The 23,193-nt window shown below is 72.1% G+C and carries 13 protein-coding genes and 1 pseudogene; 9 read left to right on the top strand and 5 right to left on the bottom strand.

The window, feature by feature from the left end; genetic code table 11:
- Position 1: 1 nt before the first annotated feature.
- Positions 2–1,102, bottom strand: coding sequence for a DUF4097 family beta strand repeat-containing protein (locus ACFY1J_RS13725; protein ID WP_390731256.1), 1,101 nt, complete (start codon positions 1,100–1,102; stop codon positions 2–4).
- A gap of 152 nt (positions 1,103–1,254) precedes the next feature.
- Here ACFY1J_RS13725 and ACFY1J_RS13720 point away from each other — a divergent pair, with 152 nt between their 5' ends.
- A complete protein-coding gene (locus ACFY1J_RS13720) occupies positions 1,255–2,112 on the top strand; it encodes a hypothetical protein (protein ID WP_390731255.1) in 858 nt (285 codons plus the stop codon).
- Between the two features lie 52 nt (positions 2,113–2,164).
- Here the strand turns inward: ACFY1J_RS13720 and ACFY1J_RS13715 are convergent, their stop codons facing one another.
- On the bottom strand, positions 2,165–2,344 hold the full coding sequence (locus tag ACFY1J_RS13715) for a DUF6104 family protein (RefSeq protein ID WP_003992906.1): 180 nt from the start codon (positions 2,342–2,344) through the stop codon (positions 2,165–2,167).
- A 468-nt stretch (positions 2,345–2,812) separates the two neighbouring features.
- Here ACFY1J_RS13715 and ACFY1J_RS13710 point away from each other — a divergent pair.
- The 8 genes and pseudogenes from ACFY1J_RS13710 to fxsT all read left to right on the top strand — a co-directional run.
- Positions 2,813–3,310: pseudogene (locus tag ACFY1J_RS13710) on the top strand (CU044_2847 family protein); the annotation flags it as partial.
- A gap of 959 nt (positions 3,311–4,269) precedes the next feature.
- Positions 4,270–6,315 carry a trypsin-like peptidase domain-containing protein gene (locus ACFY1J_RS13705; protein WP_390731254.1) on the top strand — a complete coding sequence of 682 codons (2,046 nt, stop codon included), beginning with the start codon at positions 4,270–4,272 and terminating at the stop codon, positions 6,313–6,315.
- 142 nt (positions 6,316–6,457) lie between these two features.
- Positions 6,458–7,474, top strand: coding sequence for an AAA family ATPase (locus ACFY1J_RS13700; protein WP_390708865.1), 1,017 nt, complete (start codon positions 6,458–6,460; stop codon positions 7,472–7,474).
- A 7-nt stretch (positions 7,475–7,481) separates the two neighbouring features.
- A complete protein-coding gene (locus tag ACFY1J_RS13695) occupies positions 7,482–10,904 on the top strand; it encodes an SAV_2336 N-terminal domain-related protein (RefSeq protein WP_390731253.1) in 3,423 nt (1,140 codons plus the stop codon).
- Positions 10,905–10,945: 41 nt separating this feature from the next.
- Complete coding sequence (fxsA, locus tag ACFY1J_RS13690) at positions 10,946–11,173, top strand: FxSxx-COOH cyclophane-containing RiPP peptide (protein ID WP_390708867.1); 228 nt, start codon at positions 10,946–10,948, stop codon at positions 11,171–11,173.
- Between the two features lie 139 nt (positions 11,174–11,312).
- Positions 11,313–12,509, top strand: a complete 1,197-nt coding sequence (locus tag ACFY1J_RS13685; RefSeq protein ID WP_390708868.1) for an FxsB family cyclophane-forming radical SAM/SPASM peptide maturase — start codon at positions 11,313–11,315, stop codon at positions 12,507–12,509.
- The gene (locus ACFY1J_RS13680) at positions 12,509–13,972 is read left to right on the top strand and encodes an aKG-HExxH-type peptide beta-hydroxylase (protein ID WP_390731326.1); all 1,464 of its coding nucleotides are present in this window, start codon (positions 12,509–12,511) and stop codon (positions 13,970–13,972) included. Before ACFY1J_RS13685 ends, ACFY1J_RS13680 begins: the two co-directional genes overlap by 1 nt.
- Positions 13,973–14,112: 140 nt before the next feature.
- Positions 14,113–17,124: an FxSxx-COOH system tetratricopeptide repeat protein gene (fxsT, locus tag ACFY1J_RS13675; protein ID WP_390708869.1), complete on the top strand. Its 3,012-nt coding sequence runs from the start codon at positions 14,113–14,115 to the stop codon at positions 17,122–17,124.
- Positions 17,125–17,210: 86 nt separating this feature from the next.
- Here fxsT and ACFY1J_RS13670 read toward each other — a convergent pair whose 3' ends face one another.
- The 3 genes from ACFY1J_RS13670 to ACFY1J_RS13660 form a co-directional block, all read right to left on the bottom strand.
- A complete protein-coding gene (locus ACFY1J_RS13670; RefSeq protein WP_390708870.1) occupies positions 17,211–21,008 on the bottom strand; it encodes a multifunctional oxoglutarate decarboxylase/oxoglutarate dehydrogenase thiamine pyrophosphate-binding subunit/dihydrolipoyllysine-residue succinyltransferase subunit in 3,798 nt (1,265 codons plus the stop codon).
- A gap of 281 nt (positions 21,009–21,289) precedes the next feature.
- Entirely contained in the window at positions 21,290–22,399 is a 1,110-nt protein-coding gene (locus tag ACFY1J_RS13665; protein ID WP_390708871.1) for a sensor histidine kinase, read from the bottom strand.
- Entirely contained in the window at positions 22,396–23,136 is a 741-nt protein-coding gene (locus tag ACFY1J_RS13660) for a response regulator transcription factor (RefSeq protein ID WP_263212538.1), read from the bottom strand. The genes ACFY1J_RS13665 and ACFY1J_RS13660 overlap by 4 nt, the downstream gene beginning before the upstream one ends.
- Between the last annotated feature and the right edge of the window lie 57 nt (positions 23,137–23,193).

Below are 23,193 nucleotides of genomic sequence, written 5' to 3'. Positions count from 1 at the left end.
GTCAGAGCACCTTCTTGTCGGTCGTGCCGTCGGCCGGGGCGTCGCCGCTCGCGGAGTCCTTGCTCGCGGCGTCGTCCGGGCCGGAAACGGAATTCTCCCCCAAGTCGCCCTGTGTTCCGGCCGCCGGGGCGGTCACCGGGGCGGTCCCCGGGTCGGCCGGCGCGGCCGGGGTGTCCGGCACGGCTTCGGCCGCCGTACCGTCCGTCGACGGGTCCCCCGTCCCCTCGGCCACGGCGTCGGAGACGAACTCCGCCTCCCTGACCGGCGGTTCGGCGTCCCACGCCTCGTCCTCGTCCTCCCTCGGGGGGCGGCGCAGCAGGGCGATCGAGCCGGAGACCGTGGTGGCCCTGAGTCTGCCGGTGCCCGCGCCGAGCCGGCCGGTGATCTTGTGGGCGCCCCACTGGCCGTGGACCCGCAGGCCGTCGAAGGCGTTGGAGATGCTGCCGCTCGCCGTGTTCGCCTCGACCTCGGCGTCCGCCGGGTGCGGGAGCCTTATGGCGATCTCGCCGGAGACGCTGGTCAGTCTGACGTCCGTCGGGCCGTCCGGGTCGAGGTCGATGATCATGGAGCCGCTGACCGAGTCGGCGCGCACGGAGGACCCCGAGCCGTCGACGACGGTCAGGTCGCCGGAGACGGAGTTGAAGCGCAGGTCGCCGGTGACGGACTGGGCCTCCAGGTTTCCGGACACCGTGCTCGCGCGGACCGGGCCGGAGAGGGCGACCAGCGTCGTGTCGCCCGTGACGCCCTTGATGTCCGAGTGGCCGCGGATCCCCGAGACGACGGCGCCGGCGCCGACCACTCCGACCTCCACGCGGGTCTGCGCGGGGACCGCGAGGGAGACGACCGCGCTGCGCCGCCAGCCCTTGCGGTCGAGCCATTTGAGGAAGCCCTTCCAGGGCAGGTCCTCGTACGCCACCGTGAGTGTGCCGCCCTCCTGGGTGACCACCAGGGGTGGGCCCTCCATGTCCGAGATCTCCAGATGCGCGGCACCCTGGTCCGTGCCCATGACGTTGACCGCTCCGTTGACGATGCGTACGTGCAGCTCGCTCACCGGATCGTCGAAGGTGAGCTTCGTGGGCTCGGTGACGGACCACTCGGACATGGTGCTGACCTCCTTCACGGGACGCGACACGCCATATCGCGTCTTCCGTAAAACACGATATATCGCGGCCATGGAAAGTCAAGACACTCGTTCGCGTGATCGGCGATGCCTCATATCGGGCGTGACAGGGATGAATTGCCTAGCGTGTGACCATGTCGGCGGATGGGTTTCGGGCCGGTTCACCGGGCGCTGCCGCCCCCGGTGCCCTGCTGCTCTGCCGGGCGGCGCCGGACTCCGTCGCCCCGGCCGCCAACCTGCTGCGCGAGCGGATGCTGCTCACCGGGGCCGGCGACGAATGGAGCGTGCTCGTGCCCGAGGGCACCCCGTGGCTCCACGCCGGTGAGCCGGTCGACCGTGTCGTGAACGGCTGGGCCGCGGCGCTGGCCGTCGGTTCGTCCTGGCCCGTGCTCGCGCTGTGGTGGGACGCCGACCGCGCCGGGTTCACCCTCGCCTCCGGCTTCCGCCGTCCCGTCGGCTACGTCTGGCTGGCCAACGGCACCCCGGTGGGGGAGGACGAGGCGATGAGTACCTTCGCCGCGCGGCTGGGGCTCGATCCCGTACTGGACGTGGAGTCCCTCGGTCTGCTGACCGGGGCGGACTCCGAGGCCGACGGCCGCGATCGGCTGCGCGGGCTGCTCGCCGTCCTCACGCGCGCGGGAGTGGCTCTGCCCGCGGGGGTGCTCCCCGGCGAACCCGCCGACCGGCTCCACGAGGCCGCCCTCGTCCCGGCCGACGTGCGGCGGATCGAGGGGCTGGGGGTCGTGGCGGGCTGGCGGGAGGCGGTGCGAGCCGAACTCGAGGTGGTGGAGCGGGGGCGGCTGGCGCCGTGGCTGCCGTGGGCCGGGGATCCGCAGGCCCGTGCGCTCGCCCTGGCCCAGGTGGTGGTGGGCCTGCCGGTCATGGTGTGGGGCGTACGGCGACGCAGTGGAGGGTGGGTCACCGCGGGGGCGCTGCTGGTGGCGCACGGGGCGCTGGGGCTCGCGTACGAGCTGGTGCGCCCGCGCGACTGACCGGGGTCTTCCGGCTGACCGGGGCCTTTTGAGGGAGGCCCCCGTCGGCTTGCTACTCGTCGTCCTCGTCGTCCAGGCGGGCCAGCCACGTCGCCAGGCGCTCCACCGGGACCTCGAAGTCGGGGTTCAGATCGACGAACGTACGGAGCTGCTCGGCGAGCCACTCGAAGGTGACCTCCTCCTCGCCGCGCCGCTTCTCCAGTTCCTCGATGCCTCGGTCGGTGAAGTACATGGATGGTGCTCCGTGGGAAGGAAGAGGCGCGGTTCCCGTGCAGGGGGCCGCGAGGGACGGACAAGAAAAGGATAGGCGTACAGAACAGGGCCTCCGTGGGCCGCCCGGCCCCTCGGCATGGGCCTTCCGGACCTGGCGGGAGGCGTTCTGTGCGCGTGCTCGTCCACGACGATCCGTACCGCTGCGAGTGCCGTCGGCGGCTTCTGGTGCGAGCGGTGCACTTTTCGGCCTCGGTTCGGCGAAGGGGTAGGGCCCGGCTGCCGGGGGAAGGACTCTTTCCCTGCGGGAAAGGTGAGGTCTTCCGGTACGGGCAGTGAGGCCTTGCCGGACCAGCAGAACGGGAAACGACGAGGAGCAGGGGCGTAGGGAGCGCACGGCCTGGCAGAACCCGGGCTGGGCTCTCGCGCCGCGGACACCCCGGAGCCGGCTCGCCCAGCGGGCACCGGCACGGGGGAACGGGGGATTCGTATGGGACAGGAAGTGACGCGGGTAGCGCGGATCGAGCTGCCGGACGGTACGCCGGTGTGGGCCCGGATATCGGGGGCCGAGGAACTGGCCGTGCCACCGGGGGAGTTGTCGTACACGGACACCGGATTCGCGGAGCGGGTGGAGGCGAGCGTCGAGAGCCTGCACTCGCTCGTCACCGGGGTCGCACGGTCACTGGCCGGTCCGCTGCGCGCGGTGCGGCCGGACGAGGTGAGCGTCGAGTTCGGGATCGAGTTGACCGCGAAGGCAGGCAAGGTCGTGGGACTGCTCGCGGACGGCGAGGCCAAGGCCGGCATCACGGTGACCCTGACGTGGAACGGCGGCGGCCCACCGGATCCGTCGTCCCCGGACCCCGACCCGGACCCGACTTCGCACCCGACCCCGGCCTCCGGCCCGGCCCCAGCGCCCCCCGGCGCACCCCCGACCCCGGCATCCACGGGCCCTGCCCCGTCTCCCGCTCCGGGTTCGCCGTCGGCGTCTGTGGGTCGTGTTCCGGTGCCGGTTTCGCGCTCGGCCTCGGCGCGCACAGGCGCGGCCACGGTCCCGGGGTCCCGCCTCGATTCTGTGGTCCCTGGCGTTGCGCCGGCCTCGGCGCCCGCAGGCCCGGTCGGCGTTACGGCGTCTCGCCCCGATCCTGTGGTTCCCGGCGCTGCCGCGACCCCGGCTGCCCCGACCCCGGTATCCACGGGCCCTGCCCCGTCTCCTGCTCCGGGTTCGCCGTCGGCGTCTGTGGGTCGTGTTCCGGTGCCGGTTTCGCGCTCGGCCTCGGCACGTACAGGCGCGGCCACGGTCCCGGGGTCCCGCCTCGATTCTGTGGTCCCTGGCGTTGCGCCGGCCTCGGCGCCCGCAGGCCCGGCCGGCGTTACGGCGTCTCGCCCCGATCCTGTGGTTCCCGGCGCTGCCCCGACCCCGGCTGCCCCGACCCCGGCATCCACGGGCCCTGCCCCGTCTCCCGCTCCGGGTTCGCCCTCGGCGTCTGCGGGTCGCGTCCCGGTTCCGGTTTCGCGCTCGGCTTCGGCATCCACAAGCCCGGCTGTCGTCACGGCGTCCTGGCCCGATCGTGTGATCCCTGGCGCTGCCCCGACCCCGGCAGCCCCGGCACCCACGGCATCCCCGGCCCTCGCCCCGGCTCCCCCCTCGGGCTTGCCCTCACGGTGTGGGCCGGGGGCCGGGGGCCGGGCGGGGGCGGGCCACCCCGACACCCCCGCCCCGCACTACCCACACCCCACCCCCAGCACCCCCACCATCCCCGGCAACAACCCTCCACCCAACCCCGACCGCACCCCACGCGCGGGCGCGTCCACCGGCGCCCCGGTGCATGGGGGCGCCCGGGGGGCCGTCGGTGGGGGCGGGGTATGACCGACCGGCACGACGGGGGCGCATCGGATGGGTTTCATGCCGCCCACCATGCTCTGCGTGAACTCGTCATGGCGGCGACCGTGCGCATTCATCGCACAGGTGTCGGGTATGCCCTGGACGAACCCGGCACCTTCCTCGGCAGTGGCTTCTTCATCGCGCCGAACTGGGTTCTGACCTGCGCACACGTCGTAGACGGAGGGGAGGGCGGCGAAGTGTCGGTGGTCTATGAGACCGGACCGGGCCAGGGACCGTCCGCCGTCCACGGCCGGGTCGCGGCGACCCTGCCCGAGCATGTCGAGCGCCGGATGCCCGGCAGCTGGCCCGCCCCGGACCTCGCGCTCGTCCGGCTCCGTGAGCCCGTCGACCACGACTGCGTGTACGTCTCCGAGCGGCCCACGGCGCACTACGGCGAGGGCAGGGTGTTCTACGCGGGCTGGACCGTGACCGGAGGGCAGCTGCAGATCCTGGACGGGTTCCTCTCCGTGCAGGGAACCATCGGCGGCTGGTCGGCGGGGGTGCAGATGCGGCTCGGGCAGAACGATCTGCCACCCGGTGTCTCGGGCGGGCCCGTGATCGACCCGGTGCGCGGCGAGGTCATCGGCGTACTGAAGTCCCGCGCGGACCACGGCACGGGCGGCACCTCCACGGGGATCGAGCGCCTGCGGACGTTACAGGTGCCGCCGGACGGGGTGCGCACCGAGCACGACGACGTCTACCAGGCCGTTTTCCACGCCCATGACCGCTACCACCGCGACCGGCAGCAGCCCTCCGACTCCCGCCGCCCCACCTGGGCCGACGTGCAGGGAGATCTCGGCACCCGCCCCGGCCGCACGCTCGGCCCGGACGAGCGCAGCGAGTTGCTCGGCCGGCTCGCCGACCTGCCGCCTCCCGCCACCACCCGCGGTCTGCTCGACCTCCTCGACGCCCTGCCGAACTTCCAGTTCCCGTCCCTGATGCCCGCGCCGCGCGGCTGGCGCGACGGCCTCGGCATGCTGTACGAGAACGCCCGGCACGACGGCGAGCTGAAACTCGTCCTCGACTACGCGATGCAGGTCATGTGCGCCGAGCGTCCCGCGACACCCAGCACGCTGAAGGCCGAACAGGCCCTGTGGGACTGGGTGAAGAAGGCGTCGACGGGGCTCGACAGCGGTTACCGCAACGGCCTGGTCCGGCAGCGCGCCAAATGGCTGGGGCTGCGCCGTCGTCCCGCGAACGCGCAGCTCCCCGCGCCGACGCCACCGGGGGAGCAACTTCCCGAGCACCCCCAGGACGCCGGGCCCGCACTGTCCGTGCTGCTCGAAGTGCTGCCCAGGGGCTGGGAGCCCGACCGCTGCGACTGGTCGGTCTGCGTGGCCCGCCCCGACGGCGACGTGACCCGTCTCCACGAGGCCGAGCGCACACCGCTGGACGACCTTCCGGCGCAGGTCGTCGCTCCGCTCGCGGAGGCCTTCCGCCGCTGCGACGAGCCGGGGCGGCCCGCGGCTCTGCACGCGGCCCTGCCGCATCAACTGCTCGGGCTGGCCGTGGACGAGTGGAAGGTGCGGCCGGACGGGCCCCCGCTGGGCGAGCAGCGGCCGGTCGTCGTGCGCTGTTCCGATCGCGACCAGCTGCCCGGTGACGGCGAGTTCGGGATGTCCGGCCCCGAGTGGGGCGAGGACGGCGACGAGGACCACGAGCGCCTGGACCGCTGGCGCCGGCTGCATGCCCGTGACGCGCAGGCCGAAGTCCTCGACTGCGACGACGGGGTGCGCGAGCCGGTGCCGACCATGGACGAACTGCGCGGTCTGGGGCCCCGTACGATTCCGGTGCTGTGCCGCTACGGCGACCGGCGCTACGAGGACGACGGCGCCGCGCTCGGCAGGATCGTGCACGCCGGCTTCGGCGTGGTCCTGTGGCGCCGCTGGCGAAGCCAACCGGACGCCGTGTGCGGGGAGTTCCACCGCGGAGCCAAGAAGGTCGTCGACGACGGGGACGGCGCGGCGTTCCTGCCCGACCTGGTGCACCGGCTCCGGGTGGATCTCCGCGCGGGTCTCGTCGAGGCCTACTGGGCCCACGGCATCGCGCTGTTGTACGACGATCCGCACCAACCCCTGCCCGGAACAGGCGATCTGCTGGAGGCTCCCTGATGCGACGCCCCCTGACCCGACGCCCCCTGGCGCGACGCGGCCCATGCGCCTTCCGGCCCCTTACCAGCTTTCCCGTGTGTCGATACCGTGATGCACGTTCGACGGCTGCCGTGGTGGTACGAGTGACGACGAGGACCGGACCATGACCGAATCCAGTGAGTGGCTCATCTACCGAGGCGCCGGGGAACCCCACGACGGAATGAGCCGGTTGCCTCCCCCGCCGCCCTGGCGGGACTTCGCCGGCCGGGACGCGGCGCGCGACGGCTCCCAGGACCGCAGGCTGGGCGCGCACCGGCACCTGGCGGAACTGCACCGGCCGGGCGCCGAGGAACTCGAAATGATCAACGCGGCGCTCTATCTGCGCCGCCCCCTTCTCGTCACCGGCAGCCCCGGCGCGGGCAAGAGCACGCTGGCCCATTCCGTGGCGTACGAACTGGGTCTCGGCGACGTCCTGCGCTGGTCCATCGTCAGCCGCTCCACGCTCCAGGACGGCCTGTACCACTACGACGCCATCGCCCGCCTCCAGGACGTGCAGATCGCCGCACAGGGGGGCTTTGGATCGGCGGCCGGCAGCCCCGGAGCCGTCGAGGCGATCGGCAGCTACATCCGCCTCGGCCCGCTCGGCACCGCCCTGCTGCCCTCCGACACCCCGCGCGTGCTGCTCATCGACGAGCTCGACAAGAGCGACATCGATCTGCCCAACGACCTGCTGAACGTGCTGGAGGAGGGCGAGTTCGAGATCCCCGAGCTGGAGCGCCTCGCCGACCGGCTGCCCGACGGCGAGGCCGAGGTGCTCACCGCCGACGGCACCAAGGTCCGCGTCCGCGACGGCCGGGTGCGCTGCCGGGCCTTCCCGTTCGTGGTCCTCACCAGCAACGGGGAACGGGACTTCCCGGCCCCCCTGATGCGCCGCTGCATCCACCTCGAACTGGGACGCCCCGACCACAACAGGCTCGCCACGTTCGTCCGTGCCCACCTCGGCGACGAGGCGGCGCGCGCGGGCGACGACCTGATCAGCCGTTTCCTGGAGCGCTCCCGCAGTGAACTCCTCGCCGCCGACCAGCTGCTGAACGCGATCTATCTCACCGACGCGGCGGCCCCGCCCAGCCGTGACCGCCTCGCCGACCTGCTCATCCAGCGACTCGACCGCCCGAGGTGAGGCGCTGATGCCCGACGCAGCGGCGCGCCACGGCCCCGTCCAGCCCGGCGGCGGCCCCGAGGACGGGCCTTCGGGCGCGCCCGAAGCAGGGAGTGCCGCCGTGCCCGGCGGCCATCCGATCGCCGAACTGATCGCAGACCCGATCGCCGAACTGATCGTCCGGCTGCGGGAGATCGGCCTCGACCCGGACGCCGAGGGGCTGTGCGACGCCTTGTGGCTGGCCGGCCGGACGCATCCCACGGGTGCCGCCGAGCCCGAGGACCGGGCCACCCGGCCGGGCGGCCCGGCGGCGGGGTACGGCGGCGAGCGGACCTTCCCGGACCCGGCAACCGCCACGGGCCGGCCCCCGACCCCGGACCGTGCCCCCGAGGCGCCGGAGCCACAGGAGTACGACGCGGGCGTCGACCGCCGTGTGGCCCTGTATCCCCTGCCGTTCTCCAGCGCCCCGCCCACGAGCGGTCCGGGCCGGGCGGCACCCCTGCCCGTCGGGGTACCCGCTGCCCCCGCCTTTCCCGCTCCGCTCGAACTCCAGCGCGCTTTACGGCCGTTGCAGGGCTACCGGAGCCCGGCTCCACCGCTGCGCTCGACGCTCGACGAGACGGCGACGGCGGAGCTGAGCGCGCGGGCGGGCGGACTCGTCATTCCCGTGTTCCGGGCCGTGCGCCGGGCCGACGCGCGGCTCCAGCTGGTGATGGACGCCTCCTCGTCCATGCGGGTGTGGGACCGCATGTTCACCGAACTGGAGCAGGTCTTCGCGCAGTTGGGCGCCTTCTGGGACATCGAGGTCAGTCATCTGCACCAGGGTCCGGACGGTGAACCGGCCGTCAGCCGCAGCCCCGAACCCCATGCCGCCCCGCTGCACTCCGTCGACCGGCTCAGCGATCCCACAGGACGCCGCATCACCCTGCTGGTCAGCGACTGCGCGGGCCCCCTGTGGCGGTCCGGCCAGGCCCACCGGCTGCTCCACCATCTCTCCCGGCAGGCCCCGGCCGCCGTGCTCCAGCCATTGCCCCAGCGCATGTGGAACCGCACCCGGCTCCCGGTGCTCTACGGCGAGTTGACGCGCGGCGAGAGCCTGGGCGGCGCCACCGCGCTGCGGGTGCGCACACACGCGGGAACGCCCACGGAGGCACGCCGCGGTGAGCTGCCCGTGCCCGTGCTGCCGCCCGAGCCGGTGGCCCTGGGAGCCTGGGCGCGGCTGCTGTCCGGGGCCGGCACCGGGCCCGTGGCCGGTGCCGTCGGCTGGGTGCGGTCCGACCAGCCGCCCGTGTCGGCGGGCCGTCCCGGCCGCCGTCCGTCCCCGCTCGAACTGGTCAGCAGGTTCCGCTCCACGGCCTCCCCGGCCGCGGGACGCCTCGCCGTCCATCTGGCGGCCGCCCCGCTCTGTCTGCCCGTGATGCAGCTGGTGCAGCGGACCATGATGCCCGACTCCGGTCCCTCCGAACTGGCCGAGGTGCTGCTCAGCGGCCTGCTGGCGCGGGCCCGCGAGGAGCGCGCCCAGGACGGCGTCCAGTGGTACGAGTTCGCGCCGGGCGTACAGGAGTCGCTGCTGTCGTCGCTGGGACGGGACGAGGCCCTGCTGGTGCTCAAGCACTGCTCGCAGTACATCGAGCAGCGCTTCGGCAAGGGCGGCCCCAACTTCCCGGCCCTGGCCCTGGCCCAGCTCGGCAACGGCGGCGGCGGGCGGCCGTACGCGCCCGGCGGCTACCCGGCCGAGAACGGCGACAACGGCGCCGCGACTCCGGTCCCGCAGCCCTTCGCCGAGGTCGCCGCGCGGGTCCTGGAGCGGTTCATGCCGCTGCCGGAGCAGTTCGCCCTGTACGGCAGCCGGGAGCGGGAGCAGACGGACCGGGGCCGCCCCGCGCACCCGGCCGTCGTCCGGGCCCGCACGCTGGTCGAGCGGTTCGACCGCGAGGGCATGGTGCAGGACATCATCGACGCCGTTCAGCTGCTGCGCGGCGCCACCGAGCACGAACGGCCCGCGGGCCGGGACTCCGAGCTGTGGGCCGAGTACGCCCACTGCGTCCTGCGGCTGTGGGAGATGCAGGGCGGTGCCGAGCTGCTGCGCGAGGCGGAGACGGCCGCCGAGCGCGCGGTCGCCCATCCCCGCGCGGTGCGCGAACGGGCCGTACTGGCACGGGTGTTGCGGGCCGCGGCCACGGACCGCAGGCGCCACGGGGACCAGCGCGCCGCGCTCGAACTGCTGCGCCGTGCCGACCGTGAGTACGCCGTCGCGTGCGGGGCGCCCGACCTGGACGAGACGGAGGCGCTGCGGCTCACCCTGGAACGGGTGGGCGCCCTGGAGGCGCAGTGGCGGCTCGGTGGGGACAGCGCCCTGCTGCAGGGCGCGGTCGGCATGCTGGAGGCCTTCGCCGACGCCTGGCCCGACCGCCGCGGTCGTCCGCCCGAACTCCCCCTCGCGCACGGCCGTGTCCTGCTGCGGTTGTCCGGAGTGACGCCCGACCGGGAACAGGCCCGCCGGTACGCGGAGCAGAGCGCGCAGTCACTGCGCAGCGCTCTTGAGCACGACTCCGACACCGGCGAAGGACCTCCGCCCGTCAGGGTTCTCCTCGATCTGGTCGACGCGCTCCTGCTGTCGGGCGGAGCGCTGGACGAGGCGCAGGCGCGGGTCGACGAGGCGCTGGCCCTCACGCGTGAACAGAGCCCGCGCTCGGCCCTGTTGGTGCGTGCCGGCCGCATCGGCGCGGCCCGGTACGACGAGTCGGGCGATCCGCGTGAACTCCAGGAGGCGGCCCGGCACTTCGAGCAGGCCGCCCAACGGATGCCCCGGGACGAGTCGGCCCATGCCGATGTGCTCGCCGAGTGGGGCGAGGTACTGCTGCGCCGGGCCGCGCTGGAGAGGGGGCTCTCCGCCCAGGAGCCCCTGTCCCGGGCGATCCGGGTCCTGCGGGACTGCCGCACGGAGACACCCGCGGGCAGCGGCCTGCTGGCCGGCCGGCTCCTGCTGCTGGGCCGGGCGCTGATGCTCAGGTACCGGGCCCGCGGCGACCGCGTGGATCTGCGCGAGGCCGAACATCTCCTCGGCCTCGCGGCGGCCGGCGCCGACGATCCGCTGCTTGCCGCGCGGTGCTGGCTGGAACTGGGTCAGGTCCAGTTCGAGGCGTACCAGAGCCTGGGTCGCCCGGCACGGCTGGACGAGGCGGTCGACGCGTTCCGGTCGGCCGCGGAGGCGGCCCGGGATGCGGAACAGGACGCGGAGACGGACCGCCGCCGTCAGGAATCAGTCGAACTGGGTGCGCAGGCACACCACTGGCGGGGTATGACCTACGAGGCGGCCATGCGGCCCCGCGCCGCCCGCGAGGCCTATCGGGCGGCCCGGGCGGAGTGGTCGAAGCTGCCGGACGACCACGTGACCACGAGTGAGCCGACGGCCGGTCAGACGGCACAGCGGCTGGCCGACCTGGAGTGACCCGGTCGTGGCGGGACGCCACGCGATGAAAGGGGGATGGGATGGACGTACGGGACGAGCCGCAGCGACAGACGGCCATGCGCCGGACCGAGGCGGTGGAGACGCTTCCGGAGCTTCCGGAGCTTCCGGAGCTGTCGGATCTTTCGGAGCTGAGTCTGTCGGAGCTGAGGACCATTCAGCACCCCGTGCTGCGCGAGGTGGTGGAGGATCTGCGCGAGCGGTCCACGCGGCCGAGCGAGATGCTCTGGGGCTTCAACAGTGCGCTCTGAAAACATGTAACGCCGGTCATTTTCGCCATTGAATCGGTCAACGTCGAACGATCTGCGTTTGTCGGGATCACCGGCCAGGGAAGGCGGTTCCGTACGAGCGGGGGCTCGCGGCGCGGACGTACGGCATGGGGGTGCTGGAGTGTCTGGAGAGGGCGCACCCGATCCGGCAGCGGCACGCGGCGTCCCCTTCCGGCAGTTCGTCGTGAAGGTCCACGGCCGCTGCAACCTCGCCTGCCGCTACTGCTACCTCTACGAGGGCCCCGACCGGACCTGGCGCGACCGCCCCGCCGCGGCACCCCCCGGCGTGCTGGACCGCACCGCCTCCCGCATCGCCGAACACGCCCGCGCACACGGACTGACCGGTCTCTCCCTGGTCCTGCACGGCGGAGAGCCACTGCTGGCCGGTGTGGCCACCCTCGCCCGGTTCACCGGTCTGGTACGCGACCGGGTCCCGGCCGGCTGCACGGTCCACGCCACCGTCCAGACCAACGCCACCCTGCTGACGGAGCGGCGCCTCGCGGCCCTGGCCCGCCACCGCATCCGCGTCGGCATCAGCCTCGACGGGGGGCTGCCCGCCCACAACGCGCTCCGGGTCCGCCCGTCCGGCCGGCCGTCGTGGCCCGATGCCTCGCGCGGTGCCCGTCTCGTCGCCGCCCGCTTCCCGGAGTCGTACGCCGGAATCCTCGCGGTCGTCGATCCCACCCTGGACCCGGTGGAGATGTACGAGTCCCTGGTCGCCCTGGGCCCGCCCGCCCTCGACCTGCTGCTGCCGCACGGGAACTGGTCGACCCCGCCGCCGCACTGGGACGACTCGGGCACCGTGTACGGCGACTGGCTGTGCGCCGTCTTCGACCGCTGGTGGCAGGCGGGGCGCAGAGAGACCCGGGTACGGCTCTTCGAGGAGTGCCTCGCGCTGCTGCTGGGCCTGCCCGCGGCCACGGAGTCGCTCGGCCTCACCCCCTTCGACGCCGTGGTGGTGGAGACCGACGGGTCGATCGAACAGGTCGACTCGCTGAAGTCCGCGTACGACGGGGCAGCACGGACCGGCCTCGACATCCACCGGCACACCTTCGACGACGCGCTGCGGCACCCCGCGGTGGCGGCCCGGCAGGCGGGCGCCGCTTCGCTGGCCGCGACCTGCCGGGCCTGCCCGCTGCTGAACGTCTGCGGCGGCGGCCAGTACGCCCACCGCTACCGCGCCGGGCACGGCTTCACCAACCCCTCCGTGTACTGCGCCGACCTGCAGCGCCTCATCCGCCATGTGGCGGGCCGACTCCGTGCGGACACGGTGCGGGCCGCCCCGTCCGCTGCCACTCGGGAAGGGGGCGTGACGTGATACTTCCGGAGGTCCCGGACCGGATCCTCCTCGAACTCGGCCGTACCGAAGGCGGCCCCGAGGCCCTTGCGTTCCTGGCCCGCGACCAGGACACCCGTCGGCTGCTCCTGCTGCGCGCGGTGCTCGACGCCGTGGCGGGAGCCGACCCGGCGCTGTGCCCGGCCGACGCCAGGCGGCGGCTCCTGGAGGACTGGGCGCTGCTGGAGGCGGCGGACGCGGCCGCTGCAGCGGATGAGCCAGTGGGAGACATGCCGGTCGCGGGAGGCCCGGCGGGTTCACCCGCCCGGGTCCGTCTGCTCGCCTCGCTGGTCGGCGCATGGGCCCAGCGGTGTCTGCGCGGGCTCGGCACGGACCCCGCACGGCCGGGCGCGCCGCAGCGGGCCCGCGAACTCCGTTGCGACCTGGGTCACTTCAGCGCGCTGGCCGCCGCTGCCGCGGCCCGCGCCGGGCTTTCGTTCGCCGTACGGCTCACCGCCCGGGACGGACTGCTCGTACTGCCCTCCCTCGGGGCACTGCGCACGGCGGAGACAGGGGACACCTCGGTCGAAGTCGCTCACAGGGGCGGGCGGTTGACCATGCGGCAGCGGGGCGCGGCCGATGTCGTCGTCCAGGTGGAGCGCGGCACGGGAGCCTGGTCCGGTGCCGCCGCCTGGACGCCCGCGTACGCCCTGCCCGGCCTCACGACCGGCGCCCCGCCCACCCCGCTGGACGACCTCGACCCGTACCGATGGGTGCAGGACAGCGTCCACCACCTCGGGCTGAGCGGTCCGGCGAGCCTCGACGACGCGGAGCGCAAGCGCTGGCTGCACTCCTGGTCGGGGACCGCGGTGGAACTCCGGCTGGGCGGCGAGCAGCGCCTCCTGGAGGCCGTCCGCCTGCTGCGCTGCCTCGTCCCGCTCGCCGCGCCGCCCGGTACGGAGCCAGGCGACTGCACGGGCACCTGCAGCGGCACCCGGCGCGAGGCCTTCGGCGCCGTGCTCAGCAGCGCCCCGCACGGCCCCACGGTCCTGGCCGCGACCCTGGTGCACGAGCTTCAGCACACCAAACTCGTCGCCCTCAGCGAGGCGGTCACCCTCCACCGGGCCGATGGGAAAAAACGGTACTTCGCCCCCTGGCGCACCGATCCGCGCCCCTACGACGGTCTGCTGCAGGGCACCTACTCACACCTCGCGCTGGCCGACTTCTTCCAGCAACGCGCGCTCACCCTCACGCGGCCCGCCGACCGGGAGGCGGCCTGGGCCGAACACGCCCGCTGCCGCGAACAGGTGGGCGCGGCGCTGCCCGCGCTCGTCGGATCGCCGGACCTGACCGTGCCGGGACGCCGGTTCGTCGACCAGATGGTGGCCGTGTACGAACGGCTCGACGAGCATCCCGCGCCCCGTGGCCACGCCGTACGGGCACAGGCCTATGTGACAGCGGCGCGTGGCTTGTTCTCGGCCCGTCGAACTCCGCCAACTGAGTGAAATATGTTGCCAGTTCGAGTGAAGATCGTTGCGCTTGCGGGAAGAGATGTGACCGAAGCGCGCGAGTACGACGGATACCTGTCAGCGCCTATCGCGGTGCCGCGCCGAGGTTCTAACATTACGTGCGGGGAGGCCGCTGCATGTCTGGAGTTCGTAGGCCGGTCGGGGCAGCCGACAAAGGGACCGCGAAGCCTACCGTCACGATCAGCTTCGCGGGATTCAACCGGGCCTGGGCGGCCTGGATCGCGGACCGGCTGGAGCGGCGTGGCCTGCGGGTCGTGTACATGCGCTGGGACTCCCCGGCCGAGGTCCCGCTGGTGGACCTGCTGCGTGACCTGAAACTCGCCGAGGGCCGGATCCTCATCCTCGTCAGCGAGTGGTTCTTCCAACTCGGCCCGCGCACCCACGAGGAGTGGAACGCGGCGCTGCGCGAGGTCGTGGCCCCCGACCCGTCCCGGTTCGCCGCCGTCTCGATCACCACCGCGTCCGTACCCACCGCCACCACCGTGCTCGCCCCGGCGCAGCTGACCAACATGGGCGCCGACGAGGCCGAACGGCGCCTGATCGACCGGCTCGGCCTGCCGACCGACCCGGCCCCGGAGCCGGCCGAGGGCGAGCGGCGCGGACCGCGCTTCCCGGCCTCCATGCCCGAGGTGTGGGGCGGCGTACCGCGGCGCAACACCCGCTTCACCGGACGCGAGCCGTTCCTGAACGACGCCTACCACCTGCTGCAGGGCTCCGAGCCGGGCGCCGGCGTCCTCACCCTGCACGGCATGTCCGGCGTCGGCAAGACACAGCTCGCCGCCGAGTACGTCTACCGCTTCGGCTCCGAGTACGACGTGGTGTGGTGGGTCAACGCCGAGGGCCGGGTGACCTACCGCCGGCTGATGGCCGAACTCGCCCCGAAGCTCGGCCTGTCCACCGGCGCCGAATACGGCGAGCGGCTGCGTGCCGTACGCGACTCGCTGCGCCGCGGCGACCCCTACTCCCGCTGGCTGCTGATCCTGGACGGCGCCGACGAACCCGACCAGATCTGGGACCTCGTCCCCACCGGGCCGGGCCATGTCCTGATCACCTCGCGCAACCCCGAGTGGAGCGAGCACAACAGCAAACTGCTGGAGGTGCCCGTCTACGCCCGCGACGAGTCGGTGGCCTTCGTGCGCCGCCGCGCGCCCCGGCTGAGCGAGGAGGACGCCGACCAGCTGGCCGAGGCGCTGGAGGACCTGCCGCTGCTCCTCGACCAGACCGCCGGCTGGCTCAACGACTCCGATCTGTCGGTGGAGGACTACATCGCGCTCCTGGAGGGCGGCATCGACGGGGACGTGGTCAAGGTCTCCGCGGACTTCCCCGTCGCTTTCCAGACAGCCTGGTCGATACTGCTGAACAAACTCCGCGAGACCGTCCCGGAATCCGTCGACCTGCTGCGCCTGTGCACCTTCTTCGCGCCCGGCTTCATCCCCGTACGGCTGCTGCGGGAGATGCCGCACGAGGAACTGCCCGAACAGATCGCCGGGTTGCTCAACGACCCTCTCCTGTGGAACAAGGCGATCAACCAGCTCCGCCAGTACTCCGTCGTACGTCTGGAGTCGCACGAGGCGGCCGGCGACGAGTCGGTCTCCTCCGGCGAGTCGCTGTATCTGCACCGCATGGTGCACCAGATCGTGCACAAGGACATGCCCGACGAGGACCGGCGCGAGTTCATCGACGTGGTCCGCAGAGCCCTGGCCGCCGCCGACCCCGGCCGGGCCACGGACACCCGCCTGTGGGACGAGTACGCGGAGATCGTGCCGCACCTCAAGCACGCGGACGTGCTGAACAGCAAGGACCGGACCGTGCAGAACCTGGTCCTCAACTGTCTGCGCTACATGTACTTCACGGGCGAGTACCAGTCCGGCATGAAGCTCGGCGAGCGCGCCATGAACGCGTGGAAGTCGCTGCTCGGCGACACCCATCCGCGGATCTGGGAGCTGACCTACCACTACGCCAACCTGCTGCGCGCGGCCGGCGAGTACCGGCGCACCGAGGCCATCGAGCGCGTCGCCGTGGACCACCTCCGGGTGGAGCGCGGCGAGCAGGACCTGGACCATCTGCGCGCGGCCAACGGCCTGGGCGCCGACCTGTGGGGCCTCGGGCGCTACGAGGAGTCGCGGGAGCTGTACGAGTGGCTCTACCCCGCCTACCGCGACCTGCTCGGCGAACAGGACTCGCGGACCCTCAACGCCCTGAACAACCTGGGCTTCGCGCTGCGGCTGCTCGGCCGCTACGAGGAGAGCCTGGAGATCGACCGGCGGACCATGGAGGCACGCCGTCAGCTGCTGAAGAACCGTCACCCGTGGACGCTCTACTCCGAGATCCACTACGCGACCAATCTGCGGCTGCTGGGCCGCTACACCGAGGCGGAGTCCGTCCAGGCGAAGAACGTGCGCGAGTACCGCCTGGTGATGGGCGCCGAGAACCCGCAGACCCTGCTGGCCGAGCACAACCTCGCCCTGTGCCTCTACCGCATCGGCGACCGCGGCAAGGCGGGTCCGATGTTCACCCGCGTACTGGAGCGCTATGAGCGCAAGCTCGGCGAGAAGGACCCGCAGACGCTGGCCGCGGCCATCAGCCACAGCTGCTTCGCCCGCGAGCACGGCGACATCGACCAGGCACGGGAGACCAGCGAGTACGTCATCGCGCGCTACGAGGCCATGCACGCCGAAGGGCATCCGTTCCTCGCCGGAGCCCGCACCAACCACGCGCTCATCCTGCGCAGCGTCGGCGAACGCGACCAGGCCCACGCCCTGATCGAGCAGTCGATGGCCGACATGACCGCGGCCGTGGGGGAGAACCACCCCTGGACCGTGGGCTGCGCCGTCAACGCCTCCGCCCTGCGCAACCTGGTCGGGGACACGGAGTCCGCGGCCGGACTCAGCAGGTCCGCCGCCCTGCGCGCCACCGAGATCCTCGGCCGCACCCACCCGCTGACCCTGACGGCCCGCATCGCCCACGCCGCGGATCTGCGCGGGCTCGGCAACCGCCGGGAGGCCGAGAAGACGGAGCAGGAGGCGCTGTCCGACCTCGCCGCCACGCTCGGGCCCCAGCACGTGCACACCCTGTCGGCACGCGCCCGCAACCGGCCCTACTGGGACTTCGAGCCCCAGGTGTCGTGAGCGGCCCGGCACCCAGGACATGACGGAAGGGCCCGGCCCCGGAGTTCTCTCCGGGGCCGGGCCCTTGCGCTGTCGTGCCGCGAGACCTACGCCTCGAACACCTCACGGACCAGCTGTTCCTGCTCGGCCTGGTGCCGCTTCGCGGAACCCACCGCAGGGGACGAGCCGTGCGGACGCGAGATACGGCGCAGCCGCTCGCTGTGCGGGACGTCCGGGCCGACGGCCAGGTCCAGGTGGTCGATCAGGTTGAGCGCGATGAACGGCCAGGCACCCTGGTTGGCCGGCTCCTCCTGGGTCCACAGGTACTTCTCGGCGTTCGGGTACTTGTTGACCTCCGCCTGGATCTCCGCACCCGGCAGCGGGTACAGGCGCTCGATGCGGATGATCGCCGTGTCCGTGACACCGCGCTTCTGCCGCTCGGCCTCCAGGTCGTAGTAGACCTTGCCCGCGCAGAAGACGACCTTCTTCACGGCCGCCGGGTCGGTGATCGACGCGTCGCCGATGACCGGGCGGAACTCGCCGCTCGTGAACTCCTCCGCCTTCGACGCCGCCGCCTTCAGACGCAGCATCGACTTCGGGGTGAAGACGATGAGCGGCTTGTGGTGCGGGTTGTGCACCTGCCAGCGCAGGAGGTGGAAGTAGTTCGACGGGAGCGTGGGCATCGCGACCGTCATGTTGTTCTGGGCGCACAGCTGGAGGAAGCGCTCGACACGGGCCGAGGAGTGGTCCGGGCCCTGGCCCTCGTAGCCGTGCGGGAGGAGCAGGGTGACGCCGGACGTCTGGCCCCACTTCTGCTCCGCCGCCGAGATGTACTCGTCGACGACCGTCTGGGCGCCGTTGACGAAGTCGCCGAACTGCGCCTCCCACATCACGAGCGCGTCGGGGCGGGCCAGCGAGTAGCCGTACTCGAAGCCCATGACCGCGTACTCGGACAGCAGCGAGTTGTAGACGTTGTACCGGGCCTGGTCCTCGGACAGGTAGAGCAGCGGGGTGTAGTCCGCACCCGTCTCGCGGTCGATCAGCACCGCGTGGCGCTGGCCGAAAGTGCCGCGCTGGGAGTCCTGGCCGGACAGCCGGACCGGCGTGCCCTCCAGGAGCAGCGAGCCGATCGCGAGCGTCTCGCCCATGCCCCAGTCGATCGTGCCGTCCTCGACCATCGCCGTCCGGCGCTGGAGCTGCGGCAGCAGACGCGGGTGGACGGTGAAGTGGTCGGGGATGTTGACCTGGGACTCGGCGATGCGCTTGACGACCTCGGAGGAGATCGCCGTCGGCACCGCGATCGGGAAGCCGTCCTGCGGCGCCTGCGCCTGGGCGGAGATCGGCTGGGAGGTTGCCTCACGGACCTCCGTGAAGACCTTCTCCAGCTGGCCCTGGTAGTCCTGCAGCGCCTGCTCGGCCTCTTCCAGGGTGATGTCGCCGCGACCGATCAGGGACTCGGTGTAGAGCTTGCGCACCGAGCGCTTCTTGTCGATCAGGTCGTACATCAGCGGCTGGGTGAAGGCCGGGTTGTCCGACTCGTTGTGACCGCGGCGGCGGTAGCAGATGAGGTCGATCACCACGTCCTTGTTGAACGCCTGGCGGAACTCGAAGGCCAGACGGGCCACGCGGACCACGGCCTCCGGGTCGTCGCCGTTCACGTGGAAGATCGGGGCCTCGATCATGCGGGCCACGTCCGTCGCGTACATCGAGGAACGCGAGGACTCGGGGGCCGCGGTGAAGCCGACCTGGTTGTTGATGACGACGTGGACCGTGCCGCCCGTGCGGTAGCCGCGCAGCTGCGACATGTTCAGGGTCTCGGCCACCACGCCCTGGCCCGCGAAGGCCGCGTCGCCGTGGATCGCCACCGGCAGGACCGTGAAGTCCGTGCCGCCCTTGTTGATGATGTCCTGCTTGGCGCGGGCGATGCCCTCGATGACCGGGTCGACGGTCTCCAGGTGGGACGGGTTGGCCGCCAGCGAGACTGTGATCTGCTCGCCGTCCAGGCCCGTGAAGGTGCCCTGGGCGCCCAGGTGGTACTTCACGTCGCCGGAGCCGTGCATCGACTTCGGGTCGAGGTTGCCCTCGAACTCGCGGAAGATCTGGGCGTACGACTTGCCGACGATGTTGGCGAGGACGTTCAGCCGGCCGCGGTGGGCCATGCCGATGACGACCTCGTCCAGGCGGGACTCGGCGGCCGAGTCCAGCACCGCGTCCAGCAGCGGGATGACGGACTCGCCGCCCTCCAGGGAGAAGCGCTTCTGGCCGACGTACTTGGTCTGCAGGAAGGTCTCGAAGGCCTCCGCCGCGTTCAGCCGGCGCAGGATGCGCAGCTGCTCCTCGCGCTCCGGCTTGGAGTGCGGGCGCTCGACGCGGTCCTGGATCCACTTGCGCTGCTTGGGGTCCTGGATGTGCATGAACTCGATGCCGGTGGTGCGGCAGTACGAGTCGCGCAGCACGCCGAGGATGTCGCGCAGCTTCATCATCGACTTGCCGGCGAAGCCGCCGACGGCGAACTCGCGCTCCAGGTCCCACAGGGTGAGGCCGTGCTCGACGATGTCCAGGTCGGGGTGCTTGCGCTGGCGGTACTCCAGCGGGTCGGTGTCGGCCATGACGTGGCCGCGGACCCGGTAGGAGTGGATCAGCTCGAAGACGCGCGCGGCCTTGGTGACGTCGTCGTCGTGCGAGGCGTCGATGTCCTTGAGCCAGCGGACCGGCTCGTAGGGGATGCGCAGCGACTCGAAGATGGCGTCGTAGAAGCCGTTCTCGCCGAGCAGCAGGTTGGCGACCTGGCGGAGGAACTCGCCGGAGGCGGCGCCCTGGATCACCCGGTGGTCGTAGGTCGACGTGAGCGTCATGACCTTCGAGATGCCGAGCTTGTTCAGGGTGTCCTGGCTGGTGCCCTGGAACTCCGCCGGGTAGTCCATGGAGCCGACGCCCATGATCACGGACTGGCCGGGCATCAGCCGCGGGACGGAGTGGACGGTGCCGAGGCCGCCGGGGTTGGTCAGGGAGACCGTGACGCCGGTGAAGTCGTCCATCGTCAGCTTGCCGTCGCGGGCGCGGCGGACGATGTCCTCGTAGGCCTGCCAGAACTCGAAGAAGTTCAGGGTCTCGGCCTTCTTGATGGCGGCCACGACGAGCTGGCGGTCGCCGTTGGGCTTCACCAGGTCGATGGCCAGGCCGAGGTTGACGTGCGCCGGCTTGACGAGGGTCGGCTTGCCGTCCTTCTCGCCGAACGAGAAGTTCATCGACGGCATGGCCTTGATGGCCTGGACCATCGCGAAGCCGATGAGGTGCGTGAAGGAGATCTTCCCGCCGCGCGCCCGCTTCAGGTGGTTGTTGATGACGATGCGGTTGTCGAACAGCAGCTTCACCGGGACCGCGCGGACCGAGGTGGCCGTCGGCAGCTCCAGCGAGGCGTTCATGTTCTTGGCGACCGCGGCGGAGGGACCGCGCAGCGTCACGAACTCGGGGCCCTCGGGCGCCTCGGTGGCGGGCGCGGCCTTCGCGGCGGCCGGCTTGGCGGCCGGGGCCGCGGCGGCGGGCTTGGGCGCGGCCGGAGCGGCGGGCGCCGGAGCGGCGGCGGCCGGCTTGGGGGCCGCGGGCGCCGGGGCGGCGGGCGCGGCCGGGGCCACCGGAGCCGCGGGCCGGGCCGGAGCGGCCGTCGTGGTGGTTCCTGCGGCCCCCGCGGCCGCAGCACCCGACGGAGCCTGGGCGCCAGCGACGCCCGGCTTGTAGTCGGCGAAGAAGTCCCACCAGGCTCGGTCTACCGAATTCGGGTCCTGGAGGTACTGCTGATAGATCTCGTCGACGAGCCACTCGTTGGGACCGAACGCAGCGGCGGGGTTCTTCCCGGCTTGGTCTTCGGTCGAGATACTCGAGTTACTGGGGGACTGTGGCGACACGGCGGCAACCGCCCTCTTCCGCTTCACAAGGTGATGGACAGCGGAAATAAAGGCTACGCCTCCCTGAGGGTGAAGGTCAGGTCGGGCCCGTTCATCGTCGTGTAAGTCACATCAGAAAGTGCGTTTCGGCGGTTGATATGGCGGGAAACAAGCGTGGTTTGCCTGTGGCAGGGATGCGTCGGCCACGGCCTCGGCGCCTCACGGGCGCGGGCCGTCCCTGATCACACGTGTCCGTCAGTGGGGACGCTCGTGGATCTTGTGACTCCGGTTCGAACTTTACGTCAACTCGGCAGGGATCGCTCTCCCGGAAGGGTGACGAGAATCCGGCAACCCCGCTCGGATTCGGCCACTCCGATCCGGCCGCCGTGCAGATCCACCGCCCAGCGGGCGATCGCCAGCCCCAGACCCGTACCGCCGTCGCTGCCCGGACCGTGCGGGCGGCTGACGGCTCCCCGGTTGAAGCGTTCGAAGACCTTGTGCCACTCCGACTTCGGGATGCCGGGGCCCTCGTCCAGGACCTCCAGCTCCAGCGACTCCGGCTGCGGCCCGCGCCGCGCCTTCACCGTGACCCGGCCGTGCGGGGGGCTGTGCTTGACCGCGTTGTCGATCAGATTGGCCACCACCTGGTGGATCCGCTCCGGGTCCGCCTGCGCGGTCAGCTCCGGCGGGGAGACGTCCAGGTGCAGATGGACGTCCGTCCGCGTGTGGTTCCCGGAGCCCGACGCCATGCCCCCGCGCGCGGAGGCGACCATGTTGGCCTCCTTGAGCACGCCGGAGAGGTACGGCCACACCTCGAAACGCCGCTTGCGCAGCGGTACGACGCCGTTGTCCAGCCGGGACAGGTCCAGCAGCGTCTCCACCAGCCGCCCGAGCCGCTCGGTCTGCTTGAGCGCCGTACGCATCGTCTCGGTGTCCGGCTCGGCGATGCCGTCCACGACGTTCTCCAGGACCGCCCGCAGGGCGGCGATGGGCGTGCGCAGCTCGTGCGAGACGTTCGCCACCAGCTCCTTGCGCTGGCGGTCCTGGGCCTCCAGCTCGTCGGCCATGACGTTGATCGTCCCGGCCAGGTCGCCCAGCTCGTCCCGGCGGTTCTCCCGCACCCGGCGCGTGTAGTCGCCCTGCGAGATCGACCGGGCCACCGCGTTCATCTCGTCCAGCGGCGAGGTGAGCGAATGCGCCACGAACTGCGTTATCAACAGTGTGGCGATCATCGAGAAGACCGTGATGAAGCGAAGCTCCGTCTTGGTGTGCACCGCGATCATCGACAGACCCGTGGTGATCAGTACCGAGATGACGACGAGCGCGCCCAGCTTGGTCTTGATCGAGAACGGACGTACGCCGCCCCAGGGCTCCTCCCCGGGGCTTCTCCGTGCGGCCGGCCCGTCGCTCATGGCGTCGGGGTCTCCAACGCGTAGCCCACGCCGTGCACCGTGCGGATCCGCTCGGCGCCGATCTTCCGGCGCAGCGCCTTGATGTGGCTGTCGACGGTCCGGGTGCCGGAGGCGTCCGCCCAGTCCCACACCTCGGCCAGCAGCTGCTCACGGGAGAGCACCGCGCGCGGGGTGTTCGCCAGACAGACCAGCAGGTCGAACTCGGTGGGCGTGAGGTGGACGTCCTCGCTGCGCACCCGCACCCGGCGCTGCGCGTGGTCGATCTCCAGCTCGCCGAGGCGCAGGATGCCGGAGCGCGGCGTGGCCGCGGCGATGGCGGCCCGCTCCACGCGGCGCAGCAGGACGTGCACCCGTGCGGCCAGCTCCCGCATCGAGAACGGCTTGGTCATGTAGTCGTCGGCGCCGACGCCCAGCCCGACCAGCATGTCGGTCTCGTCGTCGCGCGCGGTGAGCATCAGCACCGGCACCGGGCGCTGGGCCTGCACACGGCGGCAGACCTCCAGGCCGTCGAAGCCGGGCAGCATGATGTCGAGGATCAGCAGGTCGGGCTGCCAGGCCTCGGCGGTGTCGACCGCGGAAGGACCGTCGGCCGCGGTTTGCACCAGGAATCCCTCGGCGCGGAGTCGGGCCGCGATGGCGTCCACGATCGTCGGGTCGTCCTCGATCACCAGCACCCGGCGCTGTGCGCCCGGAGTAGCCGCCGCCGTACCGCTGTGCGAGGTGTGTGTCTGCTCCATCGCCCGCCCCTGAGTGTGCTTTCCGGAACCAGTGGGGTGGTTCCTCGGTCTGCGCAT

Origin of the sequence: Streptomyces sp. NPDC001406 (assembly GCF_042895285.1) — a bacterium.
Taxonomy (GTDB): Bacteria; Actinomycetota; Actinomycetes; order Streptomycetales; family Streptomycetaceae; genus Streptomyces.
Note: the sequence above shows the minus strand (reverse complement) of the source record. Positions and strands in the feature narration are given on the sequence as shown.